Origin of the sequence: Aquibium oceanicum, from assembly GCF_001889605.1 — a bacterium.
Taxonomy (GTDB): Bacteria; Pseudomonadota; Alphaproteobacteria; order Rhizobiales; family Rhizobiaceae; genus Aquibium; species Aquibium oceanicum.
Window position 1 is genome coordinate 1,126,315 of the sequence record NZ_CP018171.1, and the last position, 24,413, is coordinate 1,150,727.

Here is a 24,413-nt window from a genome sequence, read left to right on the forward strand (position 1 = left end):
TAGTAAACGCCCTGCCATTCGACGGCAGCGGTTTTCGCCGCTGAACGAGGACGGGATGGCCTCGCCGGGCTGAATCAGGCGAGTGGCATGCGGAAGGTGAAGCGCGTTTCGGTCTCGTCCGACCGGGCCTCGAGCGTGCCGCCGTGCACCCGCGCGATCTCGGACGCAATGTAGAGGCCGAGCCCGAGACCTTCGCGGCTTTCGCGGACCTTGGCGCGGAAGAACGGCTGGAAGAGGCCTTCCAGCACCTCGTCGGGGATGGGCTTGCCCGAATTCGCCACCCAGAGCTCGAAATGGCCGTCACACGTCGCTGCCCCCGCGACCACCGGCCTTTCGGCCGAGCCGTGGCTGATCGCATTGCCGAGGAGATTGGAAAACATCTGCGAGATGCGGGCGTGGTCGCACGGCACGGGGGCGGTGACCGAGAAGTCGGTCTCGATGCGGCGATCCGGGTCGATCGTGCGGATCTCGGCGACGACCTGCTCCAGGACGGGCTCCAGCGGCCGGTCAAGATCGACCTGCAGCTCGAGACCGTCGCCGAGCCGGGCGCGGGCGAAATCCATCACGTTGTCGATGAGGCCGCGGATACGGAACACGCTGCCGCGCATCAGGGCAACCACGCCGCGGCTCTTTTCGTCGAGGTCGGAACGCAGAAGCACGTTGGTTCCCGCCTCGATGGAGCCGACGGGATTGCGCAGGTCGTGGCCGAGGACCGCGATGAACTGCTCGCGCAGTTCCGACAGCTCGCGTTCGTGGCGCAGCGCGGTACGGGCGTTCTCCAGCTCCTGGCCGGCATCCAGATGCGAGGCGATCAGTTCCGCAAACAGCTTGAACATGCCGATCGTGGCGGGGTTCTTCAGCTGCGCCGGCTTCGGATCGATCGCGCATAGCGTGCCGAAGAACGCGCCGTCGCGGCGCACGATGGGCATCGAGATGTAGCTCTGGAAGCCGTACATCGCCGGTGTCGGATGGCCCCGGAAAGCCTCATCGTCGTTTACGTGATCAATGACGACCGGCTCGCCGCTCTGCCTGATCTCGTGGCAGATGGTCGTCTCGACCGGAAGCTCGTCGCCGGGCTTGAGGCCGAAATCGATCTGGTCCAGCGCCTTGCATGTGATCCATCGCCCGTCCGTCACCCGCGCGACGGCGGCAAAGCGCATGCCCGTGATGCGGCACACGACGTCGAGGATCGTGGGGATGGCGTCGATGCGTTCGATCGCATCGATGTCTGCCTGGAAGTCATGCCGCATGTTTCTTGTCCGTGATGAACGATAACTAGCGCCGCAGGCGCCGGCTGTCACCCTGTTCGGCCGGTTCGGAAGTCCGGCGGTCGGGAAGAGAGGATCAGCGCGCGCGCAAGGACGCGGCCGACCGCGCCGAAATCATCTTGTGCAGGTGGACCATCATGGCCGCGGCGAAGAGCGGCGTGAGCAGATTGAGGATCGGCACGGCGAGGAAGGCGGCGATGACAAGCCCGGCGAGGAACACCGTGCCGGCATGGCGCCGCCGCAGCGCCTTGGCGTCGGCTTCGGAGCGGAACCGCATCGCGGCGAACTCGAAGAATTCGCGGCCGAGCAGATAGCCGTTGACCACGAAGAAGGCGACGAGGTTCACGCCCGGAACCAGAAGGAGGAGCAGGGCGAAGAGATTGCCGAGGATGACGACGGCGAAGAATTTGACCGCCAGCCACGCCGCCTGGACCGGCGGCACGGCGCGGCCCGGAGCATCGGCGGGATAGTCGACCCGCTCGACGACCTCGGCGACGTCGTCGAGAAAGAGGCCTGCGATCAGCGCCGAGACCGGCGCGATCAGGAGCCCCAGCGCCAGCGCAAGCACGATACCGGCGACGATTGAGGCGAGGAGGCCGAGCCAGCCCGTCCACTCCGGCAGGTCGGGCACGAACTGGTCGAGCCACGGCAGGGCGAGATACTCGAAGCCTTCGGCGAGGCCGAACCAGAGCGCGACGAGCACCAGGAAGGTCAGCCCGAGCGACTTGAACAGCACGGACCGGAACTCCGGCGAGAAGAGGTGGCCGGCCGCGCGGCCTGCTGCTTCGATGATCATTGCGCTCCCGCTGTTTCGTTTGCGAGATAGGACCAAACCAGAACCACAACAAGGTGACCGGCGATTGAACGACCTGTGGACCGGCTTGTGGGAGATCGAGGCCCCAATCGGATGCACTCTCCTGGAGGGCGCGCGGGGTGCATTTGTCAATGCGGTCGGGATTGCCGAAGATCAGAGCATCTTCGTCGAAAACGCAGCACGCGTGCTCGGGGCCTGGGGATTGGAGGTCCGCAATTGTGAGGCGATCCGCCCAACACGGCTCGAAGAACTGAAAGACCCCGCTTTGCATCGCGCAGCGGAGAGCCTGATCCCCGGAGCAGTACTGGTGGCCTTCGGCGAGTTCCACACGTTTTCCGACTTGCCGGAATGAATTGCAATGCACGAGGCTTTGCGTCTGCACCGGGTTTGCAGACCATTGCATTGACGGCCCGTTGGGTTAAACGGATGTCGAACCCTTTCCCTTCCTTCTTTCCAGGCGAAAACAGATCGTGGCATCCCAACCGGAATACGACGTCCTCTGCATCGGCAACGCCATCGTCGACATCATCGCGCGCTGCGACGAGGCCTTCCTCGTCGACAACACCATCATCAAGGGCGCGATGAACCTGATCGACGCCGAGCGCGCCGAACTGCTCTATTCGAGGATGGGGCCGGCGGTGGAGACGTCGGGCGGCAGCGCAGGCAACACGGCGGCCGGCATCGCGAGCCTGGGCGGCAAGGCGGCTTATTTCGGCAAGGTGAGCGACGACCAGCTCGGCGAACTCTTCGCGCACGACATCCGCGCGCAGGGCGTCGCCTTCGACTCGAAGCCGCTGAAGGGCTTTCCGCCGACGGCGCGCTCGATGATCTTCGTGACCGACGACGGCGAGCGCTCGATGAACACCTATCTCGGCGCCTGCGTCGAGCTCGGCCCCGAGGACGTCGAGGAGGAGAAGGCAAAGGGCGCCAAGGTGACCTATTTCGAGGGTTATCTGTGGGACCCGCCGCGGGCCAAGGAAGCGATCCGGCGCACGGCGGAACTGGCGCACGCCGCCGGGCGCGAGGTGTCGATGACGTTGTCGGACCCGTTCTGCGTCGACCGCTACCGCGACGAGTTTCTGGACCTGATGCGCTCGGGCACTGTCGACATCGTCTTCGCCAACGAGAGCGAGCTGAAGTCGCTCTACCAGACCGCCTCCTTCGACACGGCGCTCGACGCCATCCGCAAGGACTGCAAGCTCGCCGCCGTGACGCGCTCCGAGCACGGCTCGGTGGTGGTGCGCGGTAACGAGACGGTGAAGGTGGAGGCGATCGAGATCTCGGAGCTGGTCGACACGACGGGCGCCGGCGACCTCTATGCCGCGGGTTTTCTCTACGGCTACACGACCGGGAGGAGCCTGGCGGACTGCGGCAAGCTCGGCTCGCTGGCGGCCGGCATCGTCATCCAGCAGGTGGGGCCGCGGCCGCAGAAGAGCTTGCGCGAGATCGCGGGGCAGCGGGGGCTGGTTTAGGGGGGAGACTGGGGGTCCCATCCTTAGCGGAACTCACGCACCACTTCGATTTTCCCGACAATGGCGGCGTTGAACGATTCCAGTTCCTCAGCGGGTATCCAATATTCCCGGAGATTGCGGCCACCGGCTTCTTGCGGCTGGTAGCGTTCGATGAACTCACGGCGAATTTCGAAGCGGGTAACAAACCCGGCTCCGCTCTGAGGCACGTTCCAATCCCGGGCTATCCTGACCGCGTAGTCTTCCGTGAGGACAGGATAGAATATCGGCTGATCAGGCAGGCGTGGAGGAAAAGCACACATTCCTGCTTCTTTCTATCAGAGCCAGTTCAGCTGGTCCGACAGGTCGCCATAGGGTGAGAGTCTCGGTTGTCATCCCGAAGGCGATAGCGGAAGTCGGGGCTATTTTCCATCGCTTGCCGACTTTCGGCTATTCTGCTTTCGTACTCAGATGCAGGACGATAGAATTACGACGATCTACGACGAGGTCAGCGGAGGCGCGGAACTTCTCCGCTGGTTCGGCTGTGTGCCGACTTTCCACGATGCAGAGGTCATCAGCCTTACTCTGAACCGCAGCGGTTCGTCGAAACTGGTCCTGCATGGCTGGCTCATGACCAATGAAGTCGATGCCGACGGCTATTTCATGCTTGACAAGCACGCCGTTGTCACTTTCGAGCTTTCGGGCATCATGGATCTGCAACTCGAAGGGTTCACTGCCCAGAACGTATTGGGAAGACTCATCCTGCGCCGGGCGCCTGATCGACCGGAAAGACGTCCTCACATGACGTTGAGCCCACTTCGAGAGGATATCGAGATCGAACTCGAACCTTGCTATGGTCTATTCGGACTGATCCGCGCACGGTCGGTCTCCATCAGCATCGAACCGGGCCGTCCAGGCGCGCAACAGGCGGTGGAAGAGACGCGGGAAATTTGAGAGCGGGGGGACCTTGGGTGCTCCAAGCGGCTCGAAGAAGAACAAAATGCAGGGTCCAACCAACCGTCTTCCACATGCCTGTTTCGACTGTCGTAGATCATGGAAGATACACCGGCAGGGCGCAGATATCTGTCCTCGCTGTGGCGTCACTCTCCACTACATGGGACGGTCATTCAGAGTGCCGAAGTCCTCTGATGGCGAACAGTGGGAAAAGCTGAGAGCGCTATGGTTTGCCGGCTTTCGCTTCTGGAGCTACCGGGACTATCCGCAAGCCGAACCCCTTCCCGAGCGGTTGCGCGATGTCGAGGACTTCGTCCGCCGCAATCCGGATCATCCTTTCCGCGTGAAGGGGTAGATGTCTGCATTGGTGCGGTGCGGTTTTCGGTGCTTCAAGAGCGATGTGAGCAGGCGTTCAGCGGCAACCCCCCTCACAAAACATCCTCCGGCTTTCTCCCCGGCCGGCTTCTGTACGTCGGGATGGTCCAGCCGAAGCGGATGGCGCCGCCGCGGACGGCCAGCGCCGACAGCGCGCCGACGACGGCGGCCAGTGGCATGGGGACGCCGAGGACGGCAAGCGCGGTGAAGGCGGCGGCGCCGGTCAGCGCGGCGGTGACGTAGATTTCGGGGCGCAGCAGCACCGAGGGCTCGGCGGCGAGCAGATCGCGCAGAATGCCGCCGAAGGTCGCGGTCATGACGCCGGTGACGATGGCGACGGTGGCCGAACCGGTGACGACGAGGCCCTTGTACGCGCCGTAGACGCAATAGGCGGCGAGCCCGACGGCGTCGAGCCACAGGAGCAGCCGGTAGCGGGATTCCAGGCGATGGGCGGTGAAGTAGACGCCGACCGCGACGGCGGCGCAGACGAGGATGTAGTCCTGGTTGACGGTCCAGAAGACCGGCACGTCGAGCACGAGGTCGCGCAGGGTCCCGCCGCCGATGCCGGTGGCAGCGGCGAGGAAGATGAACCCCAGAATGTCGAGCTGCTTGCGCGAGGCCGCCAGCGCGCCGGTCGCGGCGAAGACGGCGACGCCAGCATAATCGAAGAAGACGAGCGGGTTCATCGAGGCCTCCCCGCCGAGCAATAGCTCAAGGCGGGGAAAAGCACAAAGATCAGGCCTTGCCGTCCTGCTCGGCCGAAGCGGCTTCGCCCGCCGGCTCTTGCGCCTGGGCTGCAGCCTTCGGCCCGCCCTTGGCGACGCCGACCATGGCCGGCCGCAGCACGCGCTCGCCGATGACGTAGCCGGTCTGCACGACCTGCACGACCGTGTTGGCGGGCACGTCGGGATTGGGCACCTCGAACATGGCCTGGTGGAAGTTCGGATCGAACTTCTCGCCCTCGGGCGCGATCTTCTTGACGCCGTGACGCTCCAGCGCGGAGATCATGCTGCGCTCCGTCATCTCGACACCTTCGAGCAGCGCGGCAAAGCCGGCCTCGCCCTTCTCCTTCGCCTCGGCGGGGACCGCGTCGAGCGCGCGGCGCAGATTGTCGGAGACGGTCAGCATGTCGCGGGCGAAGTTCGCGATGGCGTAGTTGCGCGCGTCGTGCACGTCGCGCGCGGTGCGGCGGCGCAGGTTCTCCATCTCGGCGGCAAGGCGGAGCGCCTTGTCCTTCAGATCCTCGTTTTCCTTGGCAAGGCGCATGAAGGCTTCGAAATCGGCCTGGTTCTCGTTGTCCGGCGCGCCTTCGGGCTGCGCCGAGTCATCTGGCGCGTGCTCGGCATAGCCGCTCTTGGCGGCTTCCAGATCCGGCGCGCGGTCGTCTTTCGGATGGTCGCTCATCGCTTGATCCCGTATTCCTGCGAGTAACTTGAAAGTAGGCCCGATATCGAGGCTCGGACCCCAAAAATCAAGGGGCGGAGGCGATCCGCTCGCAGTCGTACTACCGGAGCATGCGCGAGATCATCTGGGCGGTGTAGTCGACCATGGGGACGATGCGGGCGTAGTTGAGGCGGGTGGGACCGATGACGCCCAGCGCGCCGATGACGCGGGAGTCCTTGTCGCGGTAGGGGGCGACCACGAGGGAGGAGCCGGAGAGCGAGAAGAGCTTGTTTTCCGAGCCGATGAAGATGCGCACGCCCGAGCCTTCCTCGGCCAGTTCCAGCAGCTGGATCAGGCCTTCCTTGGTCTCGAGGTCCTCGAACAGGTGCTTGAGCAGTTCGATGTCGGCCTGCGCGGTGACGTTTTCCAGGAGGTTGGCGCGGCCGCGCACGATGAGGCGTGCCGGCGAGGTGCCGCTTTCCGTGCCGGCCCACACGGCGAGGCCCTTTTCGACGAGGTCCTGCGACAGGGAATCCAGCGCGGCGCGTGTCTCTTCCCTCAGCCGCGCGATCTCGCTGCGCGCCTCGGCAAGCGTTCGGCCCCGGATGTGGGCGTTGAGGAAGTTCGAGGCCTCGTGGAGCTGCGAGGTGGTGACGCCGTCCGGCAGGTCGACCACGCGGTTTTCCACGTCGCCGGACTGCGAGACCAGGACGGCGAGCGCCTTGTTGGGCTCGAGCTGGATGAACTCGATGTGCTTCAGCGCCGCCTCGCTCTTGCCCGACAGCACCAGCCCGGCGCCACGCGACATGCCCGAAAGCATCTGGCTGGCCTCGGTCAGCATGTGCTCCAGCGAGGCACCGTTGCCCGACGCCTTGATCTGGGCGTCGATGACCCGGCGCTCGTCCTCCGACAGGTCGCCGATCTCCATGAAGGCATCGACGAAGAAGCGCAGGCCCTTCTGGGTCGGGAGGCGGCCGGCCGACACATGCGGCGAATAGATGAGGCCGAGATGCTCCAGGTCGCTCATCACGTTGCGCACCGTGGCGGGCGACAGCGACGAGGGCAGGAGGCGCGACAGGTTGCGAGAGCCGACCGGCTCTCCGTCGCGCAGGAAGGAATCGGCGATCAGGCGGAAGATCTCGCGCGAGCGGGTATCCAGCGACTGGAGGGTCGGATCCATGAGGGGTATCGTCATCGGCGGCGAACCTTTTGACAAAGGATATAATCCGCGCGGGCGGGAACACAACTCGCAAGCACCCGCCTTTTCCTTTGCGTCGGCGTTGGCATGGCGTTACAAGCCGCGTTTCATCGATCGGTCAGGAAATCCCCATGCGTCCCTCGAAGCGCCAGCCCGGCGAAATGCGTCCCGTCAGCTTCGAGCGCGGGGTATCGAAACATGCGGAAGGCTCGTGCCTCGTCAAGTTCGGCGACACGCATGTGCTGTGCACGGCGAGCCTGGAGGAGCGGGTTCCGCCGTGGATGCGCAACAGCGGCAAGGGCTGGGTGACGGCCGAATACGGCATGCTGCCGCGGGCCACCGGCGACCGGATGCGGCGCGAGGCCTCGGCCGGCAAGCAGGGCGGCCGTACGCTCGAGATCCAGCGCCTGATCGGGCGCTCGCTGCGCGCAGTGGTCGACATGCAGGCGCTGGGCGAGGTGCAGATCACCGTCGACTGCGACGTGATCCAGGCCGACGGCGGGACCCGGACGGCATCGATCACCGGGGGCTTCGTGGCGCTGCACGACTGCCTGAAATGGATGGAAGCGCGCCAGATGGTCTCCGTCGACAAGGTGCTGAAGGACCATGTGGCGGCGATCTCCTGCGGCATCCATGGCGGCGCCTGCGTGCTCGACCTCGACTATGTCGAGGATTCGGCGGCGGAGGCCGACGCCAACTTCGTCATGACCGGCAAGGGCGGGATCGTGGAGATCCAGGGGACCGCCGAGGGCGACCCGTTCTCGGAAGAGCAGTTCACCGAGCTTCTCGCCCTGGCCAAGAAGGGCATCGCGCGTCTGGTCGACCTGCAGAAGATGGCGGTCGGCTGAACGATGCGGCCGCGCTCGATCCTGGAATCCGCGCTCTACGTGACGGATCTCGTTGCCGCCGAGGCGTTCTACGAAGACGTGCTCGGGCTCGAAAGGCTTGCCAAGGTCGAGGGTCGCCACATCTTCTTCCGCTGCGGGGACGGCGTGCTTCTCCTGTTCAACGGGGAAGCCACGCAGGTGCCACCCCCGCCGGATGCCAGACTGCCGGTGCCGCCGCATGGTACTAGCGGACAGGGGCATCTGTGCTTCGCCGCGCCGGGTGACGAGATCGACCGGTGGAGGGATTTCCTGACGGAACGCGGCATCGCCATCGAGGCGGATTTTTCCTGGCCGCAAGGCGGGCGTTCCATCTATTTCCGCGATCCGTCCGGCAACTCGCTGGAGTTCGCGCAGCCGCGCATCTGGGGCATCGAATGAACACGCTGGAAAAGCAGAAGATGGTGGTCGCCAGCCACAATGCCGGCAAGCTCAGGGAGTTCGCCGATCTGATGGCGCCCTTCGGCATCGAGGCGAAGTCGGCAAAGGAGTACGGGCTTCCCGAGCCGGAGGAGACCGGCACGACTTTCGAGGAGAACGCCTACATCAAGGCGCATGCGGCTGCGGTGGAGACCGGCCTGCCGGCACTGTCGGACGATTCGGGCCTCTGCGTCGATGCGCTCGACGGCGCGCCGGGCGTCTACACCGCCGACTGGGCAACCCAACCCGATGGAACGCGCGACTTCATGCTGGCGATGGAAAAGACCGAGACGCTGCTGAAGGAAAAGGGCGCGACCGATCCGGCGCAGCGCACCGCGCGCTTCGTCGCCGTGATCTGCCTGTGCCAGCCCGACGGGAGCGCGGAATATTTCCGCGGTGAGGCGGAGGGGCAGCTGGTCTGGCCGCCGCGCGGCGACGACGGTTTCGGCTACGATCCGGTGTTTCAGCCGCGGGGCTTCGACGTCACCTTCGGCGAGATGACGGCGGAACAGAAGCACGGCTGGAAGCCCGGGCAGGACCAGGCGCTGTCGCATCGCGCCCGCGCCTTCCAGAAATTCGCGCGGGCGAAGCTCGGCGCGTCATGAGCATGCCTGATTTCAGGCCCGACGACCGTTTGCCGGGGTTCGGGGTCTACGTGCACTGGCCGTTCTGCGCGGCCAAATGTCCCTATTGCGACTTCAATTCGCATGTGCGCCACCAGCCGGTGGACCAGGAGCGGTTCGCCCGCGCCTTCGCGACGGAACTCGCCACGATGCGGGAACGCACCGGGCCGCGGACGGTCACCAGCATCTTCCTCGGCGGCGGCACGCCGTCGCTGATGGAGCCGGGTACGGTCGGCACGATCCTGGAAGCGGTCGCGGCGAACTGGACGGTGCCGGACGGGATCGAGGTGACGCTGGAGGCGAACCCGTCGTCGGTCGAGGCTGGGCGCTTCCGGGGATATCGCTCGGCGGGCGTCAACCGCGTCTCGCTCGGCGTGCAGGCGCTGAACGACGCCGACCTGAAGTTCCTCGGACGGCTGCACAATGTCGAAGAGGCGCTGCGGGCGATCGAGCTCGCCCGCGATACCTTTCCGCGGCTTTCCTTCGACCTAATCTATGCGCGGCCGGGCCAGACCCCGGAGGCGTGGCGCGCCGAATTGGAGGCGGCGATCGGCCATGCCGCCGACCATCTGTCGCTCTACCAGCTGACGATCGAGGAAGGCACGCCGTTCCACGCGCTGCACGCGGCGCGCAAGTTTACCGTGCCGGACGGGGACCATGCCGCCGACCTCTACGCGCTGACCCAGGAGGTGACCGCCCAGCGCGGACTGCCGGCCTACGAGATATCGAACCACGCCAGGCCGGGCGCGGAGAGCCGCCACAACCTGACCTACTGGCGCTACGGCGAATATGTCGGCGTCGGACCCGGCGCGCACGGCCGCTTCGTCGGCGGCGGCACGCGCAACGTGACGATCGCGGAGCGGATGCCGGAACGCTGGCTGTCGCTGGTCGAGGCGAAAGGCCACGGCGTCGTCGATGGCGAGACGCTGACGCGCAGCGAGGAGGCCGACGAGTTCCTGCTGATGGGGCTGCGGCTGGCCGAAGGCATCGACCTCGCCCGCTATGAGCAGCTTTCGGGCCGCCCGCTTGCATCCGAGCGCATTGCCGTGCTGCAGGACGAGGACCTCGTCGCGCCGGTCGGCAATTCGCGGCTGAGGGCGACGCCGGCGGGGATGATCGTGCTCGACGCGGTGGTGGCCGACCTGGCGCGTTGAGGGTTCACCTCGCGGCCCTCAAACGAAAAGGGCTCCAGCCTTTCGGCGGAAGCCCTCTCGTTGCTGTAGATTGTATTAGGCGTCAGTGGCGGGCGAGCCATTCATCGATGTCGCGTTCAGCCTCGTCTTTCGCCTTGCCGTAGCGCTCCTGCAGCTTGCCGGCGAGCTCGCGGCGGTTGCCCTTGACGACGTCGAGGTCGTCATTGGTGAGCTTGCCCCACTGCTGCTGGGCCTGACCCTTGAACTGCTCCCAGTTTCCTTCGACACGGTCCCAATTCATGGTGTTCTCCTGTTTCCTCATGAGATGACGGTTCGCGACCGTCTGAGGAAGAAACGCAAATCCGGGGGGCGGGGTTCCTCGCAAAAAGGCGCAGGCAGGGAAAGCGCCGGTAAGAAAAAGCCCCGCCGGATCGCTCCGGCGGGGCTTTGATTTGTCGCGGCTCGGGAGCCGGCGGGCTGCTTAGGAGTTGCCCTGCTTCTTCAGCGCGGCACCCAGGATGTCGCCCAGCGAGGCGCCGGAGTCGGTCGAGCCGAACTGCGCCACGGCTTCCTTTTCCTCGGCGATTTCCAACGCCTTGATGGAGACGGTGATGCGGCGGGTCTTCTTGTCGAACTGCGTGACCCGGGCATCCACCTTCTGGCCGACGGAGAAGCGCTCGGGGCGCTGCTCGTCGCGGTCGCGCGAAAGGTCCGCGCGGCGGATGAAGGTGTCCATGTCGTGGTCGACCAGGCGAACGTCCAGGCCGCCGTCCTTGACCGCCGTCACTTCGGCGGTGACGATGGCGCCCTTGCGCAGGTCGCCCGAGCCGGCCGCTTCGCCGACCGCGTCACGGCCGAGCTGCTTGATGCCCAGCGAGATGCGCTCCTTGTCGATGTCGACGTCGAGCACCTGCGCCTTGACCATGTCGCCGCGATTGTACTCCTCGATCACCTGCTCGCCCGGACGGTTCCAGTCGAGATCGGACAGGTGCACCATGCCGTCCACGTCGCCTTCCAGGCCGATGAACAGGCCGAACTCGGTCTTGTTCTTGACCTCGCCCTCAACGGGCGATCCGACCGGATGGCTGCGCGCGAAGGCTTCCCACGGGTTCTCGAGCGTCTGCTTGAGGCCGAGCGAGATGCGGCGCTTCTGCGGGTCCACCTCGAGCACGACGACGTCGACCTGCTGGGTGGTCGACAGGATCTTGCCGGGATGCACGTTCTTCTTGGTCCACGACATCTCGGAGACGTGGATGAGGCCCTCGATGCCCGGCTCCAGCTCCACGAAGGCGCCGTAGTCGGTGATGTTGGTGACCGTGCCGGTGATCTTCTTGCCGAGCGGGAACTTGGTGCCGATGTCGGACCAGGGATCCGCCTCGAGCTGCTTCATGCCGAGCGAGATGCGGTGGGTTTCCTGGTTGATGCGGATGATCTGCACCTTGACCGTCTGGCCGATGTTGAGGATCTCGGTCGGATGGTTGACGCGGCGCCATGCCATGTCGGTGACGTGCAGCAGGCCGTCGATGCCGCCGAGGTCCACGAACGCACCGTAATCGGTGATGTTCTTGACCACGCCTTCGACCACCTGGCCCTCTTCGAGGTTCTGGACGATCTCGGAGCGCTGCTCGGCCCGGCTCTCTTCCAGCACTGTGCGGCGCGACACGACGATGTTGCCGCGGCGGCGATCCATCTTGAGGATCTCGAAGGGCTGCGGGTTGTGCATCAGCGGAGAGACGTCGCGGATCGGGCGGATGTCGACCTGGGAGCGCGGCAGGAACGCCACGGCGCCATCGAGATCGACCGTGAAGCCGCCCTTGACCTGGTTGAAGATGATGCCTTCGACGCGCTCACCCTTGTTGAACTTCTCTTCGAGGCGGACCCAGCTTTCCTCGCGGCGAGCCTTCTCGCGCGACAGCATGGCCTCGCCCAGCGCGTTCTCGATGCGCTCGACATAGACCTCGACCTCGTCGCCGACCTTCATCTGGCCGTCCTTGGCCTTGGCGCCGAATTCCTTCAGCGGCACGCGGCCCTCGACCTTCAGGCCGACGTCGATGATGGCCATGTCCTTCTCGATGGCCGTGATGATGCCCTTGACGACGGAGCCTTCGGCCGAATGGCTTTCGGAAAAGGACTCATCGAGCATGCTCATGAAGTCGTCGAGGGACGGATTTGCCGAATTGGCGGTAGCTTGTGACATTCGTTCTCCTGGATGCCCCTCGCTCTCGTGGCGTCGGGGCGGCACCGGTGGTTCGTGTTGCGTTGCGCCAGCCCGGCATTCCGCTCTTGTGAAGCGCGCGGCCGATCTGCGGCCAGTTCCGGTGCATTCTCGAATGCGGGCAGCGGTTCATGCCTGAAATGCAAAATGGCGGTTCGCCAACCCTTTCCGATGGAAAAGGCTTCCGCGCCGCCGCTGCTTTCAGTCAGTTTTTCGCGTCACGAGCCCCGTCTACGATGGCGCAGGCCGCGAGAAACGCCGCCTCTATACTCATTTGCGACGTGTCGAGCAAGTGGGCGCCGTCGGCGGGCCGAAGCGGCGAGTCGGCGCGATCCATGTCGCGCGCGTCGCGGCGCTCGATGTCGGCCAGGATCGCCTCGTATTCAGCCTGGCCGCCAAGACGCAGGATCTCGCGATGCCGCCGGCCGGCGCGCACCTGCGGGCTGGCGGTGACGTAGAGCTTCACGTCGGCGTTCGGGCACACCACCGTACCGATGTCTCGCCCGTCGAGCACGGCACCGGGCGGCTGCATCGCGAAGGCGCGCTGCTTTTCGACCAGCACGCGCCGCACCGCCGGATGGACGCTGACCTGGGAGGCTGCCTCGCCGACCGCGTGGGTGGACAGGACCATAGGGTCGAAGCCGGCGAAATCGACCTTGCGCGCCGCTTCCACAGCCTGCGCCTCGTCGTCCAGCGGCAGCCCGGCCTGGATGAGCGCGTGCGCGACGGCGCGGTAGGAGAGGCCGGTGTCGAGATGGCGCAGGCCGTATTGGGTGGCCAGCCTGCGCGACAGCGTGCCCTTGCCCGAGGCGGCGGGTCCGTCGACGGCGATGACGAAAGGAGCGGTCATGGCGGCGGTTGAAGCGGGATTCGCGCGGGGAGGCAAGGGGGTGGGGAGGGGAGGGTACAAGCGGTGCCGATCCCCGGGCGCCGAAAACCGACAGTCTCCCGTTCGATCGGTCGCGTAGATAGCTTCTGCTCGGCGACAAATGGTGTCTTTGCCTGAGGGATCATGCAGAGGGTCTTGTCGTGACATTCGCGGGTGTTGTTTCGCCGCCCCAAAGCATGCGGCGAGCAGGCCGGCGTGCTCCTCGGTGCGGATTGCGAACGGACCGCCCGAGCACAATACCCTTGCCAGCCGATGCAGGCTTCCATCAGTCTGTCTTCAGGAGCGGAGGGGAACTGGTCTGGAATGCTGAACCGAAAGCAGCTGGGGCGCCTGGCGCCGAGCCGCCTCAATCTCATGATGATTCTGGCGGGTGGGCTCTATCTTGGTCCCTTGCTGGCCGGCCTTTCCCAGCAACCCCGCTGGACGGTCGCGGTCTGTGCCGGGGTCCTGGTCCTCTGGAGCGTCCTCTACCGCAGCGCCTCCTGGCCACGCCGGCTTGCAGACCTAGGCAGGCCAGAGGTCGTTTTGGCGACAATGCTTCTCGTATGCGTGATGCTGGCACTTTCCGGCCTGTCTTTCCTGGCAGGGCTTGGATTGGCACAGATCGCCGGAGGCGTCTCGTTGCCCCTTTGGGTGCCTTTGGGCATCCCGTTGCTTTCGCTGACGATCGCCTTGTTCATCCAGTCACCCCGCGAAGCGACCGAGATGGACGCCTTCCTCGACGATGCGCTGCGGCAGCTCGAGGGTTTCCCACCCTTGCCGCCGACCCCCAACATCAGCAGAGCAGTGGCTGCGAAGCTTGAGGAACTGCGGGAAGGCGCAACGGTAGACGAGGTCCGTACAGCTATCGGGGAGGCGACTGTCCATGACGCGGCGCTGCTCGCTGCAATCGACAAGATGGGTGTTCCACCTCCGCGCCCCGCCCTCGTGGCAGCCATCCTGATCGTCACCGATCCGACGGGCGCTCCGGGTCTGGAAGCTCGCGGCGAAGCTGCCTGGGTTTTCGACGCGATCGGTGGTGACCCCGAGCTGGAGATGCTTTTCGCCCGACGGGCCCTCGAACTCCTGGCGGAAGCGCCGTTCCTCTTCCGCGACATGCCCTATTCCTACGACGTCGATCAATCGGCCGCCCGCAGTCCGGAGCCGGAAGCGGCCCAAGCCCTGAAGAATCTGCGCGATCGTCTCAACGAACTGTCGAAGGAAGAGGATGATCTTGATGAATCCGGAGCCGCCGAGTGATGGCATGAACGGCTCACATCCGCCGGTTTCGATCCTCGGATGACCGGCGGCGCAAACCGCGACTGATGGAGCCGCCGCCGCGCCTCACACGCTCCTGGTAATGCCCCCGTCGATCCGCAGGTTCTGCCCGGTCATGTAGCTCGACTTCTCCGAAGCCAGGAACAGGATCAGCTCCGCCACCTCGTCCACGCTGCCGTAGCGGCCCATGGGGATGCGGGCGCGGCGGTCTTCTTTTTCGGGCAGGGACGAGATGAAGCCGGGCAGCACGTTGTTCATACGGACGTTCTCGGCGGCGTATCTGTCGGAAAAAAGTTTGGTGAAGGCGGCGAGGCCGGCTCGGAAGACGCCGGAGGTGGGGAACATTTCTTCGGGCTCGAACAGCGCGTAGGTCGAGATGTTGACGATCGATCCGGATTTCTGGGACTGCATCACCGGGGTGACGAGGCGCGTCATGCGGATGACGTTGAGAAGATAGAACTCCATTCCGAGATGCCAGTCGGCGTCGGAGATTTCGAGCACCGGACCCTTGGGGCCGTGGCCGGCACCGTTGACCAGCGCGTCGATGCGGCCGAAGCGGTCCATGGTGGCATCGAAGAAGCGGCGCAGATCGTCGGGCTCGCGGTTGGAGCCGGTGAAGCCGAGGCCGCCGAGTTCGGCGGCAAGCGCCTCGCCCTTGCCGGACGACGACAGGATCGCGACCTCGTAGCCGGCCTCGGCCAGCTTTCGTGCCGCGCCGGCCCCCATACCCGATCCGCCGCCGACGATCATCGCGACTTTGGCCATCCGGTCCTCCCGTGATCCGTTCAACAATGCCCAGCGGGCATATCCGGACCGGGGAGCGACCGCAAGAAGCGGTCGTTAGGCGCTGCATCGTCCTTGCCACACGTCGTTGCGCGGCGGTGGTGCGTTGACAAGGCAGGGAAGACACCGGCGAAATGGGCGTGGCCGCAGTCCTGCGAGCCGCCGTCCATTCCGAACCGGAGCCGATCGTGAAGCAAGAAGCCGACCTCATCGTCACCAACGCCCGCGTGCTCACCATGGACGAGGCTATGCCTTCGGCCGAGGCGGTCGTGGTGAAAGACGGTACGATCGCCTTCGTCGGCAAGGCCGCGGAGGCCGAGGGATGGAAGGGTCCGCGGACGCAGGTGATCGACGCCCGGGGCGGGTCCGTGCTGCCGGGCTTCATCGAAAGCCACGTGCATCTGTTCATGGGAGCGGCCGAACTCGTGCATCTCCAGCTCTTCGGCGTGAAGGGCATCGACGCGCTGGGCGAGCGGTTGCGCGAATATGCCGCCGCGCGGCCGGACGACAAGGTGCTGTTCGGGCAGTCCTGCGACTACACGGTCCTGGGCGAGGGCGAGACGCTGACCCGGCACCATCTCGACCGCATCGTTGCCGACCGTCCCGTGGCGCTGGTGGCGCCGGACCACCACACGATGTGGGCCAACACCAGGGCGCTCGAGATGGCTGGGGTGCTCCACGGCAAGGCGGTCAGTCCCGGCAACGAGGTGGTGATGGGCGCCGACGGGCTGGCGACCGGCGAATTGCGCGAGGGCGAGGCGATGACGCCCGTGGTGCACCTTGCCGGCGAGAGCCGGGTGCGGCTCGGCATCCAGACCGGCGGCGAGCCGGAGCGCTGGCCAAGCCCGGCCGAATGGGAGGCTGACAAGGAGATCATGCGCCGCGGCCTCGCCTACGCGGCCGAGCACGGCATCACCTCGTTCCACAACATGGACGGCAACCTCTACCAGCTACAGATCCTGGCCGAGATCGAGAAGGAGGGCGGACTGCTCTGCCGCGCGCAGGTACCGTTCCACTACAAGAAGCCGATGACGCTGGAGGATCTGGAGAAGGCGTCGGCCATGGCCGACAGCTACGCTTCGGAGTGGGTCTCGTCTGGCATGGTCAAGGTGTTCATGGACGGCGTCATCGATTCCGGCACCGCCCACATGATCGAGCCCTATGCCGACGACGGCGACTGGCGCGGCGAGCCGTATTTCTCCGACGCGGAATTCGCAGCACTTGCCACCGAGATCGACCGGCGGGGGCTGCAGATCGCCGTGCACGCGATCGGCGACGCGGCGGTGCGCACCGTGCTCGACGGCTACGAGGCGGCCCGAAAGGCCAACGGCGCGCGCGACAGCCGCCACCGCATCGAGCATATCGAGGTGACCACCGACGCCGACATTCCGCGTTTTGCCGAACTCGGCGTCATCGCCTCCATGCAGCCGCCGCATCCGCCCGGCTCCATGGGGCTGCCGCTCGAACCCACCGTCTCGAAGATCGGCCGCGACCGCTGGCGTCTCGCCTATGCCTGGCGCAGCATCAAGGAAACCGGCGCGCACGTCGTATTCGCCTCCGACTGGCCGGTGTCGCCGATCGACCCCATCGCGGGCATACAGGCGGCAGTTGTGCGCAAGCGGTGGGCAGACGACCTGCCCGACCACGCCTATTCGCTGCACGAGGCAATCGCCGGCTATACCGTCGAAGGCGCGTATGCCCAGTTCGAGGAGCATCGGAAGGGGCAATTGAAGACCGGCTATCTGGCTGATATCGTTGTTCTTTCTGGCGACGTCGATGCGGTGGCGCCCGACGCACTGCACGAAATCCGTCCGGTCACGACCATCTGCGGAGGAAAGATCACCTACCAAGCCTGACGACTGGCACGCAGGTTGCTTCTCTCTGGTTGCCGGTTTTGAATGGCCGTTCAACAAGCCGGTTGCCAAGGCGAGCTCCTTGTGCTGACATCGAGCGGGAACTTTAAAGACCCGGCGCGAAGACGCGGGGCGACGACAGGAGCGGGGCTGGATCTTGCCGGAGACACCGGAACGGAATGCCATCGAGGTCAAGGGCGTCAGCAAGGTCTTTGGCTTTGGACCGGACAAGGTCGTCGCTCTCAAGAACGTGGACGTGTCGATCCGCGAGAACGAGTTCTTCACGCTGCTGGGGCCTTCGGGCTGCGGGAAGACAACGCTCCTGCGGCTGATCGCGGGCTTCGACTTTCCCACCGACGGCGAGATCCTGCTGCATGGGCAGGACATCGCCCCGCTGCCGCCGCACAAGCGGCCGGTCAACACCGTGTTCCAGAGCTACGCGCTCTTCCCGCACCTGACGGTGGCCAAGAACATCTCCTTCGGGCTCGAGATGCTGGGACGCCCGAAGAGCGAGGTCGACGCCCGCGTCGACGAAATGCTGAAGCTCGTGCGCATGGAGGAATTGCGCAACCGCTCGACGGCGGCGATTTCGGGCGGCCAGCAGCAGCGCGTGGCGCTCGCCCGGGCGCTGGCGCCGCAGCCCAAAGTGCTACTCCTGGACGAGCCGCTGTCGGCGCTCGACTACAAGCTGCGCAAGGAGATGCAGATCGAGCTGAAGCGCCTGCAGCACGAGACCGGCATCACCTTCATCTTCGTCACCCACGACCAGGAGGAGGCGCTGACCATGTCGGACCGCATCGCGGTGATGTCGGCCGGCAACATCCTCCAGATCGGCTCGCCCGAAGACATCTACGACCGGCCGGCTGTGCGGTTCGTCGCCGACTTCATCGGTGAGACCAATTTCCTCGAGGGCACGATCGAGGAACGCGCGGGGGATACCGCGCGGGTGAAGCTTTCGTCGGGCGCGGTGATCGACGCCTCGGTCGCCGAGGGCGTCGATCCGTCGGGATCGGTGACGGTGGTGGTGCGGCCCGAACATGCCGCGCTGGCGTCCGAGGGCGGGCAGCTGTCGGGACGGCTCTCCAACATCGTCTATTTCGGCACCGACACGCATCTGCACGTGGACCTGGACGGCGGCGGCGGCGAATTCATCGTGCGTCGGCAGAACACGCGGACGGACCGCGGCGCGGCGGCGATCGGCGATCCGGTCTCGATCGTGATCGGCGCGGGCGCGGCCCAGGTCCTGAAGGACTAGCCGATGTCGCAAGCCGCCGAGACAGCCCGCAAGGCCGAAAGCGACGACATCCGCAAGCGCTGGCTTCTCTCGGCACCCGCGCTTCTCATCATCCTCTTCGCCGGTGTCGGGCCGCTGGCGATCGTGGTCGTCTACTCCTTCCTGGAGCCGGGAAACTACGGCGACGTGAAGTGGCAGTTTTCGACCGACGCCTGGACCGGGGTCGTCCTGCAGCGCGACATCTTCGACGACACGCTTTCCCTGGCGGACGCGCACCTGGCCATCTTCTGGCGGTCGATAAAACTGTCCTTCTTCACCACCGTTCTGGCCTTCATCTTCGGCTTCCCGACGGCCTATTTCATCGCCACGCGACCCGAACGCACCCGCGCCATCTGGCTGTTCCTCATCACCATTCCGTTCTGGACCAACCTCCTGATCCGCACCTTCGCGATCCAGGAAATGATCCGCAACGAAGGCCTGTTCAACGTGGTGATGATGAAGATCGGCGTGATCTCCACGCCGATCCAGATCATCTACACCGATACCGCGATCATGCTCGGCATGCTCTACGTCTACCTGCCGCTTATGGTCCTGCCGCTCTATGCCTCGATGGAGAAGCTCGATTTCCGACTGGTGGAGGCGGGATACGACCTCTACGCGACGCGCCTCCAGGTGCTTCGCCGCATCATCCTGCCGTTGGTGAAACCGGGGATCATCGCGGGCTCCATCCTGGTCTTCATCCCATCGCTCGGCGCCTACGTGACGCCGCGCCTGCTCGGCGGCGGGCGCAACCTTATGCTCGGAAACCTGATCGAACTGCAGTTCGGGCAGGGGCGGAACTGGCCGCTCGGCGCTTCGCTCTCGATCACGCTGCTCGTCATCGTCATGGCGGCGCTGCTGGTCTACGTGCGCTATGCGGGCGCCACGGAGAAGCGGCATGGCTAGCCGGCGCTTCGACATCAGGCAGCAGACGGGCTTCCCGACGATCGCGCTCATTTGCTTCTTCCTGCTCTATCTGCCGATGGCGCTGGTCGTGGTCTTCGCCTTCAACGCGGGAACCTCGATCGCCATCTGGGAAGGGTTTTCGCTGCGCTGGTTCCAGCAGGCGTGGAACAACGAACAGGTGGTGAGCGCCTCGATCCGCTCGGTGCAGATCGCCTCGGTCGCGGCCGTCGTGGCGACCGTGGCTGCCACCATGGCGGCATTGGCCACGACGCGCACGCGCAACTACCGCGGCCTGACCTTCAAATACGCCTTCATCAACCAGCCGCTGATGGTGCCGGAGATCGTCACCGCGGTGGCGCTGCTGATCTTCTTCTCGCGCATCAAGATCGCGACCGGCTATTCCGGGCTCGGCTACCTGATGATCGCGCACGCGGCCTTCTGCATCCCCTTCGCCTATCTGCCGATCCGCGCGCGGCTGGAGAACATGGACCTGTCGCTGGAGACGGCGGCCGCCGACCTCTACGCGACGCCGTGGAACGTCTTCCGCCGCGTGACCCTGCCGCTGCTGTGGCCGGGCATCATCGCCGGCCTCATGCTGGCCTTCGTCATCTCTCTCGACGACGTCGTCATTACCGAGTTTGTCAAATCGGGCGGACAGGATACCCTGCCGACCTACATGCTCGGGCAGTTGCGCCGTATCGTGACGCCCGAGATCAATGCGATCTCGACCGTGTTCCTGCTGATCTCGGTCGGCATCGTGACGATCTTCTTCTTCATCAGCAGGAAGCGGGACTAACCAACAAGCAGGAAAATGGGAGAACAACCATGCACTGGAAACTGACCGCTACGGCCCTGGGGCTGACTATGCTTGCCGCGCCCGGCGCCGCGAACGCCGAAGGGCAGCTCAACATCTACAACTGGGGCAACTACACGAACCCCGAACTGATCGAGAAGTTCGAGAAGGAATACGACGTCGACGTCACCATAACGGACTACGATTCCAACGACACCGCGCTTGCCAAGGTGCGCCAGGGCGGCCACGGGTTCGACATCGTGGTGCCGTCCGCCAGCGTCATTCCGATCTGGCTCGATGAAGGGCTCCTCATGGAGACCAATCCGAACCAGATGGAAAACTTCAAATACATGGCCGACCGCTGGAAGGACGTGCCGTTCGATCCGGGCCGCAAGTACACCGTGCCTTGGCAGTGGGGCACGACCGGCGTGACCGTCAACACCGCCGACTATGACGGCGACATCAACACCTCCGCGATCTTCCTCGACCCGCCGCCGGAACTCGAAGGCAAGATCAACGTCGTGCCGGAAATGGCCGACGTGATGCACCTCGCCATCACCTACATGGGCGGCGAACCCTGCACCGCCGACAAGGAGGTGCTGAAGAAGGTCCGCGACAAGCTGCTCGAAGCCAAGCCGAAATGGATCTCAATGAACTACGGCAACATCGAAGCCATGACCAAGCGCGATTTCCTGGCGACGGTGAACTGGAACGGGGCGTCGCTGCGCATGCGCGAACAGGACCCCAAGATCCACTACGGCTATCCGAAGGAAGGTTACCCGATCTGGATGGACAACGTGTCCGTGCTGAAGGACGCCCAGAACGTCGAGAACGCCAAGCTCTTCCAGAACTTTATCATGAAGCCCGAGAACGCCGCCCTCATCTCCGCCTTCGCCAAGTATGCCAACGGCATCGACGGCTCGGAGGAATTCCTTCCCGAGGAAATGAAGACGGCGCCGGAAATCGTCGTTCCGGAGGAACTGCAGAGCGCCGGCTCGTTCATGCTGACCTGCCCGCAGGAGGCACGCGACCTCTACACCGCGATCTGGACCGAGCTTCAGAAGTAGCACCGTCCCTCCCGGCTCCGGCGCGAACGCGCCGGGGCCTCCCTCCTTCGCACTCCGCAGCATGACCTCCTACCGCAACACCGATCCGCGGCCGCCCATCATGGACGGCTCACCGCCCGCGCTCGTGCCGCCGCCCATGGAATGGGACCGGGCACCGTGGAACCGCTGGACGTTCCAGCACATGCGCGAGATGACGCCGACCGCCGAGGTGTGGCGCGGCACCGGCCATTCCGCGCGGCTCGAACGCCGCGAGGAAAACCTCGACCATCTGCCCGTTGCCGGCGCCGACGGGGCGGCGACCACGCTCAGCAGGCTGCTGGACGAGACCTACACCGACGGCTTCCTGGTCCTGAAGGACGGGGCGGTTGCCTACGAGCGCTATTTCAACGGCATGACGCCGCGCACCCTGCACCTGTCGCAGTCGATGGCGAAATCGGTGACGGGGAGCGTCGCGGGCATTCTGGTCGGCCGCGGCGTCATGGACCCCGACGCTCCCGTCACGACGTACCTGCCCGAACTCGAAGACACGGCCTGGCGCGGCGCCAGCCTTCAGCACGTGCTCGACATGACGACGGGCGTGCGCTTCGTGGAGGCCTACGAAGACCCGAACTCCGACATCGGCAGGGTCGACGTCGCCTGCGGCTGGAAGCCCGTGCCGCCGGCCGGCGACCCGGCGGCGGAATGGCCGCAGCACATGTGGGACCTCATCCTGTCGTTCAAGGAGACGGTGCGCCCGCACGGCGAGCGCTTCGAGTACCGCTCGATCGAGACCGACGTGCTGGCTTTCGCCATGGAACGGGTCACCGGCAGGCGCCTGGCGGAGCTGGTGTCGGAAGAACTCTGGCAGAAGATCGGCGCGGAGGAGAGCGCCTGCTTCACCGTGGATCGTGCCGGATATGCGCTGGCCGACGGCGGGTTCAACGCCACGCTGCGCGACTACGCCCGCTTCGGGCAGCTGATCCTCGACGGCGGCCGCGGCATCGTGCCGGCCGAGTGGATCGAGGCGACGCGGTCCGGCCACGTGCATGGGCCGGACTTCAGCCCGTCCATGCCGGAAGCGTCCTACCGAAACCAGTTCTGGGTGGAGGATCCGCGCAGCCGCAACCTGATGTGCCGCGGCGTCTTCGGCCAGCTCATCCATGTCGATTTCGACGCCCGAATGGTGACGGTGAAACTGTCGAGCTGGCCCGATTTCTCGAGCGTGTCCTTCAGCGTGGCCACGCTCGCCGCCGTCCACACAATCGCGGATGCCCTGAAATGACCGATCTCGATCTGTGCTACATGCCCGCCTCGAAGGCGCTCGCGCTCTTCCGCGAAAAGAAGCTGTCGCCGGTGGAACTGATGCGGGCGGTGATCGAGAGGGCCGAGGCGACGCACGAAGCGATCAACGCCTTCACCTACCGCCATTTCGACGAGGCGATGGACCTGGCGCGCAAGGCGGAGGCGAAGTATGCCCGCGGCGCCCGCACCGGCGCGCTGGAAGGGTTGCCGGTCGCGGTCAAGGACGAGAGCTACATCGAAGGCAAGCCGACCTCGGGCGGCTCGTTGATCCTGAAGGACATGATCGCGCCGCACACCTCGCCGGTCAACGAGCGGTTGATGAAGGCGGGCGGCATCGTGCATGCGCGCACGGCGACGCCCGAATTTTCCTGCGCGGCCTACACCTGGTCGCGCGCCTGGGGCATCAGCCGCAACCCGTGGAACACCGACCGTACGCCGGGCGGCTCCTCCGGCGGATCGGCCGCCTCGCTGGCGGCGGGAACGTCCACGCTTGCTACTGGCTCCGACATCGGCGGCTCGATCCGCATTCCGGCCTCGTGCTGCGGCGTCGTCGGTTTCAAGCCGCCCTACGGACGCAATCCGGGCGAGGCGCCGTTCAATCTGGATTTCTACTGCCACGAGGGGCCGCTGGCCCGCACGGTGGAGGACGCGATCCTGTTCCAGAACGTCATGGCGGGACCGCACCCGCAGGACATCGCATCGCTCCGCCCGAAACTGCGGCTGCCCACGCAGTACGAGCCGATCAAGGGCTGGAAGATCGCCTATTCGATCGATCTGGGGCTGTTCGAGGTGGACGAGGAGGTGCGGCGCAACACGATGGCCGCACTCGACGTCTTCCGCTCGCTCGGCGCGACCGTGGAGGAGGTCGATCTCGGCTGGCCGGCCGACACGCTCGCCGCCGGGATGGGGTATCTGGAACACTTGTTCGGCGCCTTCATCTCCAAGCTCCTGACCGAGCACGGGGACCAGATGACCACCTACGCCAGGGAGTTCGCCGAGAAGGGTGCAAATTCCAAGGCCACGGACTTCGTCCACAGCCTCGAGGTCGCGGGCGCCATGTATGCGACGCTCGGGCCGCTGCTGGAAGAATACGACGTCTTCATCTGCCCGACCAACGCGCTGCCGGCCGCGCCGGCGGGACACGACCAGTCCAAGGACGAACTCAGCATCAACGGCAAGCCGGTCAATCCGTCGCTTGGCTGGGTGATGACCACGCCCTTCAACACGCTGAGCCGCTGCCCGGTGCTGTCGGTCCCCTCGGGGCGTGCCGGAAACAGCGTGCCGACGGGCATACAGATCGTGGGCCGCACCTACAGCGACGCCGACGTCTTCCGCGCCGGCATGGCCTACGAGACCGCGCGCGGGGCGTGGTATGCCGACGCTGCCGGGCGGCCGGCGCTGGGATCGGCCTGAAGTTTCGATCCCTGCAAATCACATAGAATGGCCGGTCCCCAGGCGTAGCTGGCCACGGTCATCGCCAGGCACCGTTGCGAGCATCGATCGACGCGCACATGTCGAAGCGGATGCAGCGCGGACGGCTCCCGTTTCGTGTCTTCCGATCGGAACCGTTCGCGCGCGCCGACATTTTTACGTCGA

At 65.4% G+C, this 24,413-nt stretch carries 25 protein-coding genes and 1 pseudogene; 16 read left to right on the plus strand and 10 right to left on the minus strand.

What is annotated here, in order from left to right; genetic code table 11:
• Positions 1–74 precede the first annotated feature (74 nt).
• On the minus strand, positions 75–1,250 hold the full coding sequence (locus tag BSQ44_RS05625) for a GAF domain-containing sensor histidine kinase (RefSeq protein ID WP_072602323.1): 1,176 nt from the start codon (positions 1,248–1,250) through the stop codon (positions 75–77).
• Positions 1,251–1,344: 94 nt separating this feature from the next.
• Positions 1,345–2,064, minus strand: coding sequence for a sulfate transporter family protein (locus BSQ44_RS05630; protein WP_072602324.1), 720 nt, complete (start codon positions 2,062–2,064; stop codon positions 1,345–1,347).
• 64 nt (positions 2,065–2,128) lie between these two features.
• Here BSQ44_RS05630 and BSQ44_RS05635 point away from each other — a divergent pair, with 64 nt between their 5' ends.
• Complete coding sequence (locus tag BSQ44_RS05635; protein ID WP_157894513.1) at positions 2,129–2,434, plus strand: hypothetical protein; 306 nt, start codon at positions 2,129–2,131, stop codon at positions 2,432–2,434.
• Between the two features lie 118 nt (positions 2,435–2,552).
• A complete protein-coding gene (locus BSQ44_RS05640) occupies positions 2,553–3,554 on the plus strand; it encodes an adenosine kinase (RefSeq protein ID WP_072602326.1) in 1,002 nt (333 codons plus the stop codon).
• Positions 3,555–3,577: 23 nt separating this feature from the next.
• Here the strand turns inward: BSQ44_RS05640 and BSQ44_RS05645 are convergent.
• Positions 3,578–3,926: pseudogene (locus tag BSQ44_RS05645) on the minus strand (ADP-ribosylation/crystallin J1).
• A 75-nt stretch (positions 3,927–4,001) separates the two neighbouring features.
• Between BSQ44_RS05645 and BSQ44_RS05650 the strand changes: the two are divergent.
• Together BSQ44_RS05650 and BSQ44_RS26785 are read left to right on the plus strand one after the other, a co-directional pair.
• Positions 4,002–4,484 (plus strand): hypothetical protein, encoded by a 483-nt coding sequence (locus BSQ44_RS05650; protein ID WP_072602328.1) that lies wholly within the window; start codon positions 4,002–4,004, stop codon positions 4,482–4,484.
• A 178-nt stretch (positions 4,485–4,662) separates the two neighbouring features.
• Positions 4,663–4,839 (plus strand): hypothetical protein, encoded by a 177-nt coding sequence (locus tag BSQ44_RS26785; protein WP_157894514.1) that lies wholly within the window; start codon positions 4,663–4,665, stop codon positions 4,837–4,839.
• Positions 4,840–4,912: 73 nt separating this feature from the next.
• Here BSQ44_RS26785 and BSQ44_RS05655 read toward each other — a convergent pair whose 3' ends face one another.
• The 3 genes from BSQ44_RS05655 to hrcA all read right to left on the minus strand — a co-directional run bounded on the left by BSQ44_RS05655 (position 4,913) and on the right by hrcA (position 7,437).
• Positions 4,913–5,545, minus strand: a complete 633-nt coding sequence (locus BSQ44_RS05655) for a trimeric intracellular cation channel family protein (RefSeq protein ID WP_072602329.1) — start codon at positions 5,543–5,545, stop codon at positions 4,913–4,915.
• Between the two features lie 49 nt (positions 5,546–5,594).
• Complete coding sequence (gene grpE, locus BSQ44_RS05660) at positions 5,595–6,263, minus strand: nucleotide exchange factor GrpE (RefSeq protein WP_072602330.1); 669 nt, start codon at positions 6,261–6,263, stop codon at positions 5,595–5,597.
• Between the two features lie 100 nt (positions 6,264–6,363).
• On the minus strand, positions 6,364–7,437 hold the full coding sequence (gene hrcA / locus BSQ44_RS05665; RefSeq protein WP_072602331.1) for a heat-inducible transcriptional repressor HrcA: 1,074 nt from the start codon (positions 7,435–7,437) through the stop codon (positions 6,364–6,366).
• Between the two features lie 134 nt (positions 7,438–7,571).
• Here hrcA and rph point away from each other — a divergent pair, with 134 nt between their 5' ends.
• From rph to hemW, 4 genes are read left to right on the plus strand one after another with little or no spacing between them, the layout of a single operon-like run.
• Positions 7,572–8,288: a ribonuclease PH gene (rph, locus tag BSQ44_RS05670; RefSeq protein WP_072602332.1), complete on the plus strand. Its 717-nt coding sequence runs from the start codon at positions 7,572–7,574 to the stop codon at positions 8,286–8,288.
• 3 nt (positions 8,289–8,291) lie between these two features.
• The gene (locus tag BSQ44_RS05675) at positions 8,292–8,705 is read left to right on the plus strand and encodes a VOC family protein (protein WP_072602333.1); all 414 of its coding nucleotides are present in this window, start codon (positions 8,292–8,294) and stop codon (positions 8,703–8,705) included.
• On the plus strand, positions 8,702–9,349 hold the full coding sequence (gene rdgB / locus BSQ44_RS05680) for an RdgB/HAM1 family non-canonical purine NTP pyrophosphatase (RefSeq protein ID WP_072602334.1): 648 nt from the start codon (positions 8,702–8,704) through the stop codon (positions 9,347–9,349). Before BSQ44_RS05675 ends, rdgB begins: the two co-directional genes overlap by 4 nt.
• A gap of 2 nt (positions 9,350–9,351) precedes the next feature.
• Positions 9,352–10,521, plus strand: coding sequence for a radical SAM family heme chaperone HemW (gene hemW, locus BSQ44_RS05685; protein WP_114580046.1), 1,170 nt, complete (start codon positions 9,352–9,354; stop codon positions 10,519–10,521).
• A gap of 82 nt (positions 10,522–10,603) precedes the next feature.
• On the opposite strand, the gene BSQ44_RS05690 is transcribed toward hemW, so the two are convergent.
• The 3 genes from BSQ44_RS05690 to cmk form a co-directional block, all read right to left on the minus strand.
• A complete protein-coding gene (locus BSQ44_RS05690) occupies positions 10,604–10,801 on the minus strand; it encodes a CsbD family protein (protein ID WP_072602336.1) in 198 nt (65 codons plus the stop codon).
• Positions 10,802–10,981: 180 nt separating this feature from the next.
• Complete coding sequence (gene rpsA, locus BSQ44_RS05695; protein ID WP_072602337.1) at positions 10,982–12,697, minus strand: 30S ribosomal protein S1; 1,716 nt, start codon at positions 12,695–12,697, stop codon at positions 10,982–10,984.
• A 223-nt stretch (positions 12,698–12,920) separates the two neighbouring features.
• Positions 12,921–13,565 (minus strand): (d)CMP kinase, encoded by a 645-nt coding sequence (gene cmk, locus BSQ44_RS05700; RefSeq protein WP_072602338.1) that lies wholly within the window; start codon positions 13,563–13,565, stop codon positions 12,921–12,923.
• A gap of 234 nt (positions 13,566–13,799) precedes the next feature.
• Here cmk and BSQ44_RS05705 point away from each other — a divergent pair, with 234 nt between their 5' ends.
• Positions 13,800–14,843, plus strand: a complete 1,044-nt coding sequence (locus BSQ44_RS05705) for a hypothetical protein (RefSeq protein WP_157894515.1) — start codon at positions 13,800–13,802, stop codon at positions 14,841–14,843.
• Positions 14,844–14,927: 84 nt separating this feature from the next.
• Here BSQ44_RS05705 and BSQ44_RS05710 read toward each other — a convergent pair whose 3' ends face one another.
• The gene (locus BSQ44_RS05710; RefSeq protein ID WP_072602340.1) at positions 14,928–15,626 is read right to left on the minus strand and encodes an SDR family oxidoreductase; all 699 of its coding nucleotides are present in this window, start codon (positions 15,624–15,626) and stop codon (positions 14,928–14,930) included.
• Positions 15,627–15,880: 254 nt separating this feature from the next.
• Here BSQ44_RS05710 and BSQ44_RS05715 point away from each other — a divergent pair, with 254 nt between their 5' ends.
• The 7 genes from BSQ44_RS05715 (at position 15,881) to BSQ44_RS05745 (ending at position 24,230) form a co-directional block, all read left to right on the plus strand.
• Positions 15,881–17,500, plus strand: coding sequence for an amidohydrolase (locus BSQ44_RS05715; protein ID WP_072607885.1), 1,620 nt, complete (start codon positions 15,881–15,883; stop codon positions 17,498–17,500).
• Between the two features lie 154 nt (positions 17,501–17,654).
• A complete protein-coding gene (locus BSQ44_RS05720; protein WP_072602341.1) occupies positions 17,655–18,752 on the plus strand; it encodes an ABC transporter ATP-binding protein in 1,098 nt (365 codons plus the stop codon).
• Between the two features lie 3 nt (positions 18,753–18,755).
• On the plus strand, positions 18,756–19,676 hold the full coding sequence (locus BSQ44_RS05725; RefSeq protein WP_072602342.1) for an ABC transporter permease: 921 nt from the start codon (positions 18,756–18,758) through the stop codon (positions 19,674–19,676).
• A complete protein-coding gene (locus BSQ44_RS05730) occupies positions 19,669–20,472 on the plus strand; it encodes an ABC transporter permease (RefSeq protein ID WP_072602343.1) in 804 nt (267 codons plus the stop codon). Before BSQ44_RS05725 ends, BSQ44_RS05730 begins: the two co-directional genes overlap by 8 nt.
• A gap of 29 nt (positions 20,473–20,501) precedes the next feature.
• On the plus strand, positions 20,502–21,536 hold the full coding sequence (locus BSQ44_RS05735; RefSeq protein WP_072602344.1) for an extracellular solute-binding protein: 1,035 nt from the start codon (positions 20,502–20,504) through the stop codon (positions 21,534–21,536).
• 61 nt (positions 21,537–21,597) lie between these two features.
• Positions 21,598–22,797: a serine hydrolase domain-containing protein gene (locus BSQ44_RS05740; RefSeq protein ID WP_083534514.1), complete on the plus strand. Its 1,200-nt coding sequence runs from the start codon at positions 21,598–21,600 to the stop codon at positions 22,795–22,797.
• Positions 22,794–24,230, plus strand: coding sequence for an amidase (locus BSQ44_RS05745; RefSeq protein WP_072602345.1), 1,437 nt, complete (start codon positions 22,794–22,796; stop codon positions 24,228–24,230). The genes BSQ44_RS05740 and BSQ44_RS05745 overlap by 4 nt, the downstream gene beginning before the upstream one ends.
• The last annotated feature ends 183 nt before the right edge of the window (positions 24,231–24,413 follow it).

Coding starts and splice junctions, on each gene's coding strand:
- BSQ44_RS05730 (WP_072602343.1), top strand. CDS start 19,669: ATGGCTAGCCGGCGCTTCGACATCAGGCAGCAGACGGGCTTCCCGACG.
- BSQ44_RS05710 (WP_072602340.1), bottom strand. CDS start 15,626: ATGGCCAAAGTCGCGATGATCGTCGGCGGCGGATCGGGTATGGGGGCC.
- BSQ44_RS05630 (WP_072602324.1), bottom strand. CDS start 2,064: ATGATCATCGAAGCAGCAGGCCGCGCGGCCGGCCACCTCTTCTCGCCG.
- hemW (WP_114580046.1), top strand. CDS start 9,352: ATGCCTGATTTCAGGCCCGACGACCGTTTGCCGGGGTTCGGGGTCTAC.
- cmk (WP_072602338.1), bottom strand. CDS start 13,565: ATGACCGCTCCTTTCGTCATCGCCGTCGACGGACCCGCCGCCTCGGGC.
- BSQ44_RS05735 (WP_072602344.1), top strand. CDS start 20,502: ATGCACTGGAAACTGACCGCTACGGCCCTGGGGCTGACTATGCTTGCC.
- BSQ44_RS05715 (WP_072607885.1), top strand. CDS start 15,881: ATGGACGAGGCTATGCCTTCGGCCGAGGCGGTCGTGGTGAAAGACGGT.
- hrcA (WP_072602331.1), bottom strand. CDS start 7,437: ATGACGATACCCCTCATGGATCCGACCCTCCAGTCGCTGGATACCCGC.
- rdgB (WP_072602334.1), top strand. CDS start 8,702: ATGAACACGCTGGAAAAGCAGAAGATGGTGGTCGCCAGCCACAATGCC.
- BSQ44_RS05725 (WP_072602342.1), top strand. CDS start 18,756: ATGTCGCAAGCCGCCGAGACAGCCCGCAAGGCCGAAAGCGACGACATC.
- BSQ44_RS05655 (WP_072602329.1), bottom strand. CDS start 5,545: ATGAACCCGCTCGTCTTCTTCGATTATGCTGGCGTCGCCGTCTTCGCC.
- rpsA (WP_072602337.1), bottom strand. CDS start 12,697: ATGTCACAAGCTACCGCCAATTCGGCAAATCCGTCCCTCGACGACTTC.
- BSQ44_RS05675 (WP_072602333.1), top strand. CDS start 8,292: ATGCGGCCGCGCTCGATCCTGGAATCCGCGCTCTACGTGACGGATCTC.
- BSQ44_RS05690 (WP_072602336.1), bottom strand. CDS start 10,801: ATGAATTGGGACCGTGTCGAAGGAAACTGGGAGCAGTTCAAGGGTCAG.
- BSQ44_RS05650 (WP_072602328.1), top strand. CDS start 4,002: ATGCAGGACGATAGAATTACGACGATCTACGACGAGGTCAGCGGAGGC.
- BSQ44_RS05740 (WP_083534514.1), top strand. CDS start 21,598: ATGACCTCCTACCGCAACACCGATCCGCGGCCGCCCATCATGGACGGC.
- BSQ44_RS05745 (WP_072602345.1), top strand. CDS start 22,794: ATGACCGATCTCGATCTGTGCTACATGCCCGCCTCGAAGGCGCTCGCG.
- BSQ44_RS05625 (WP_072602323.1), bottom strand. CDS start 1,250: ATGCGGCATGACTTCCAGGCAGACATCGATGCGATCGAACGCATCGAC.
- grpE (WP_072602330.1), bottom strand. CDS start 6,263: ATGAGCGACCATCCGAAAGACGACCGCGCGCCGGATCTGGAAGCCGCC.
- rph (WP_072602332.1), top strand. CDS start 7,572: ATGCGTCCCTCGAAGCGCCAGCCCGGCGAAATGCGTCCCGTCAGCTTC.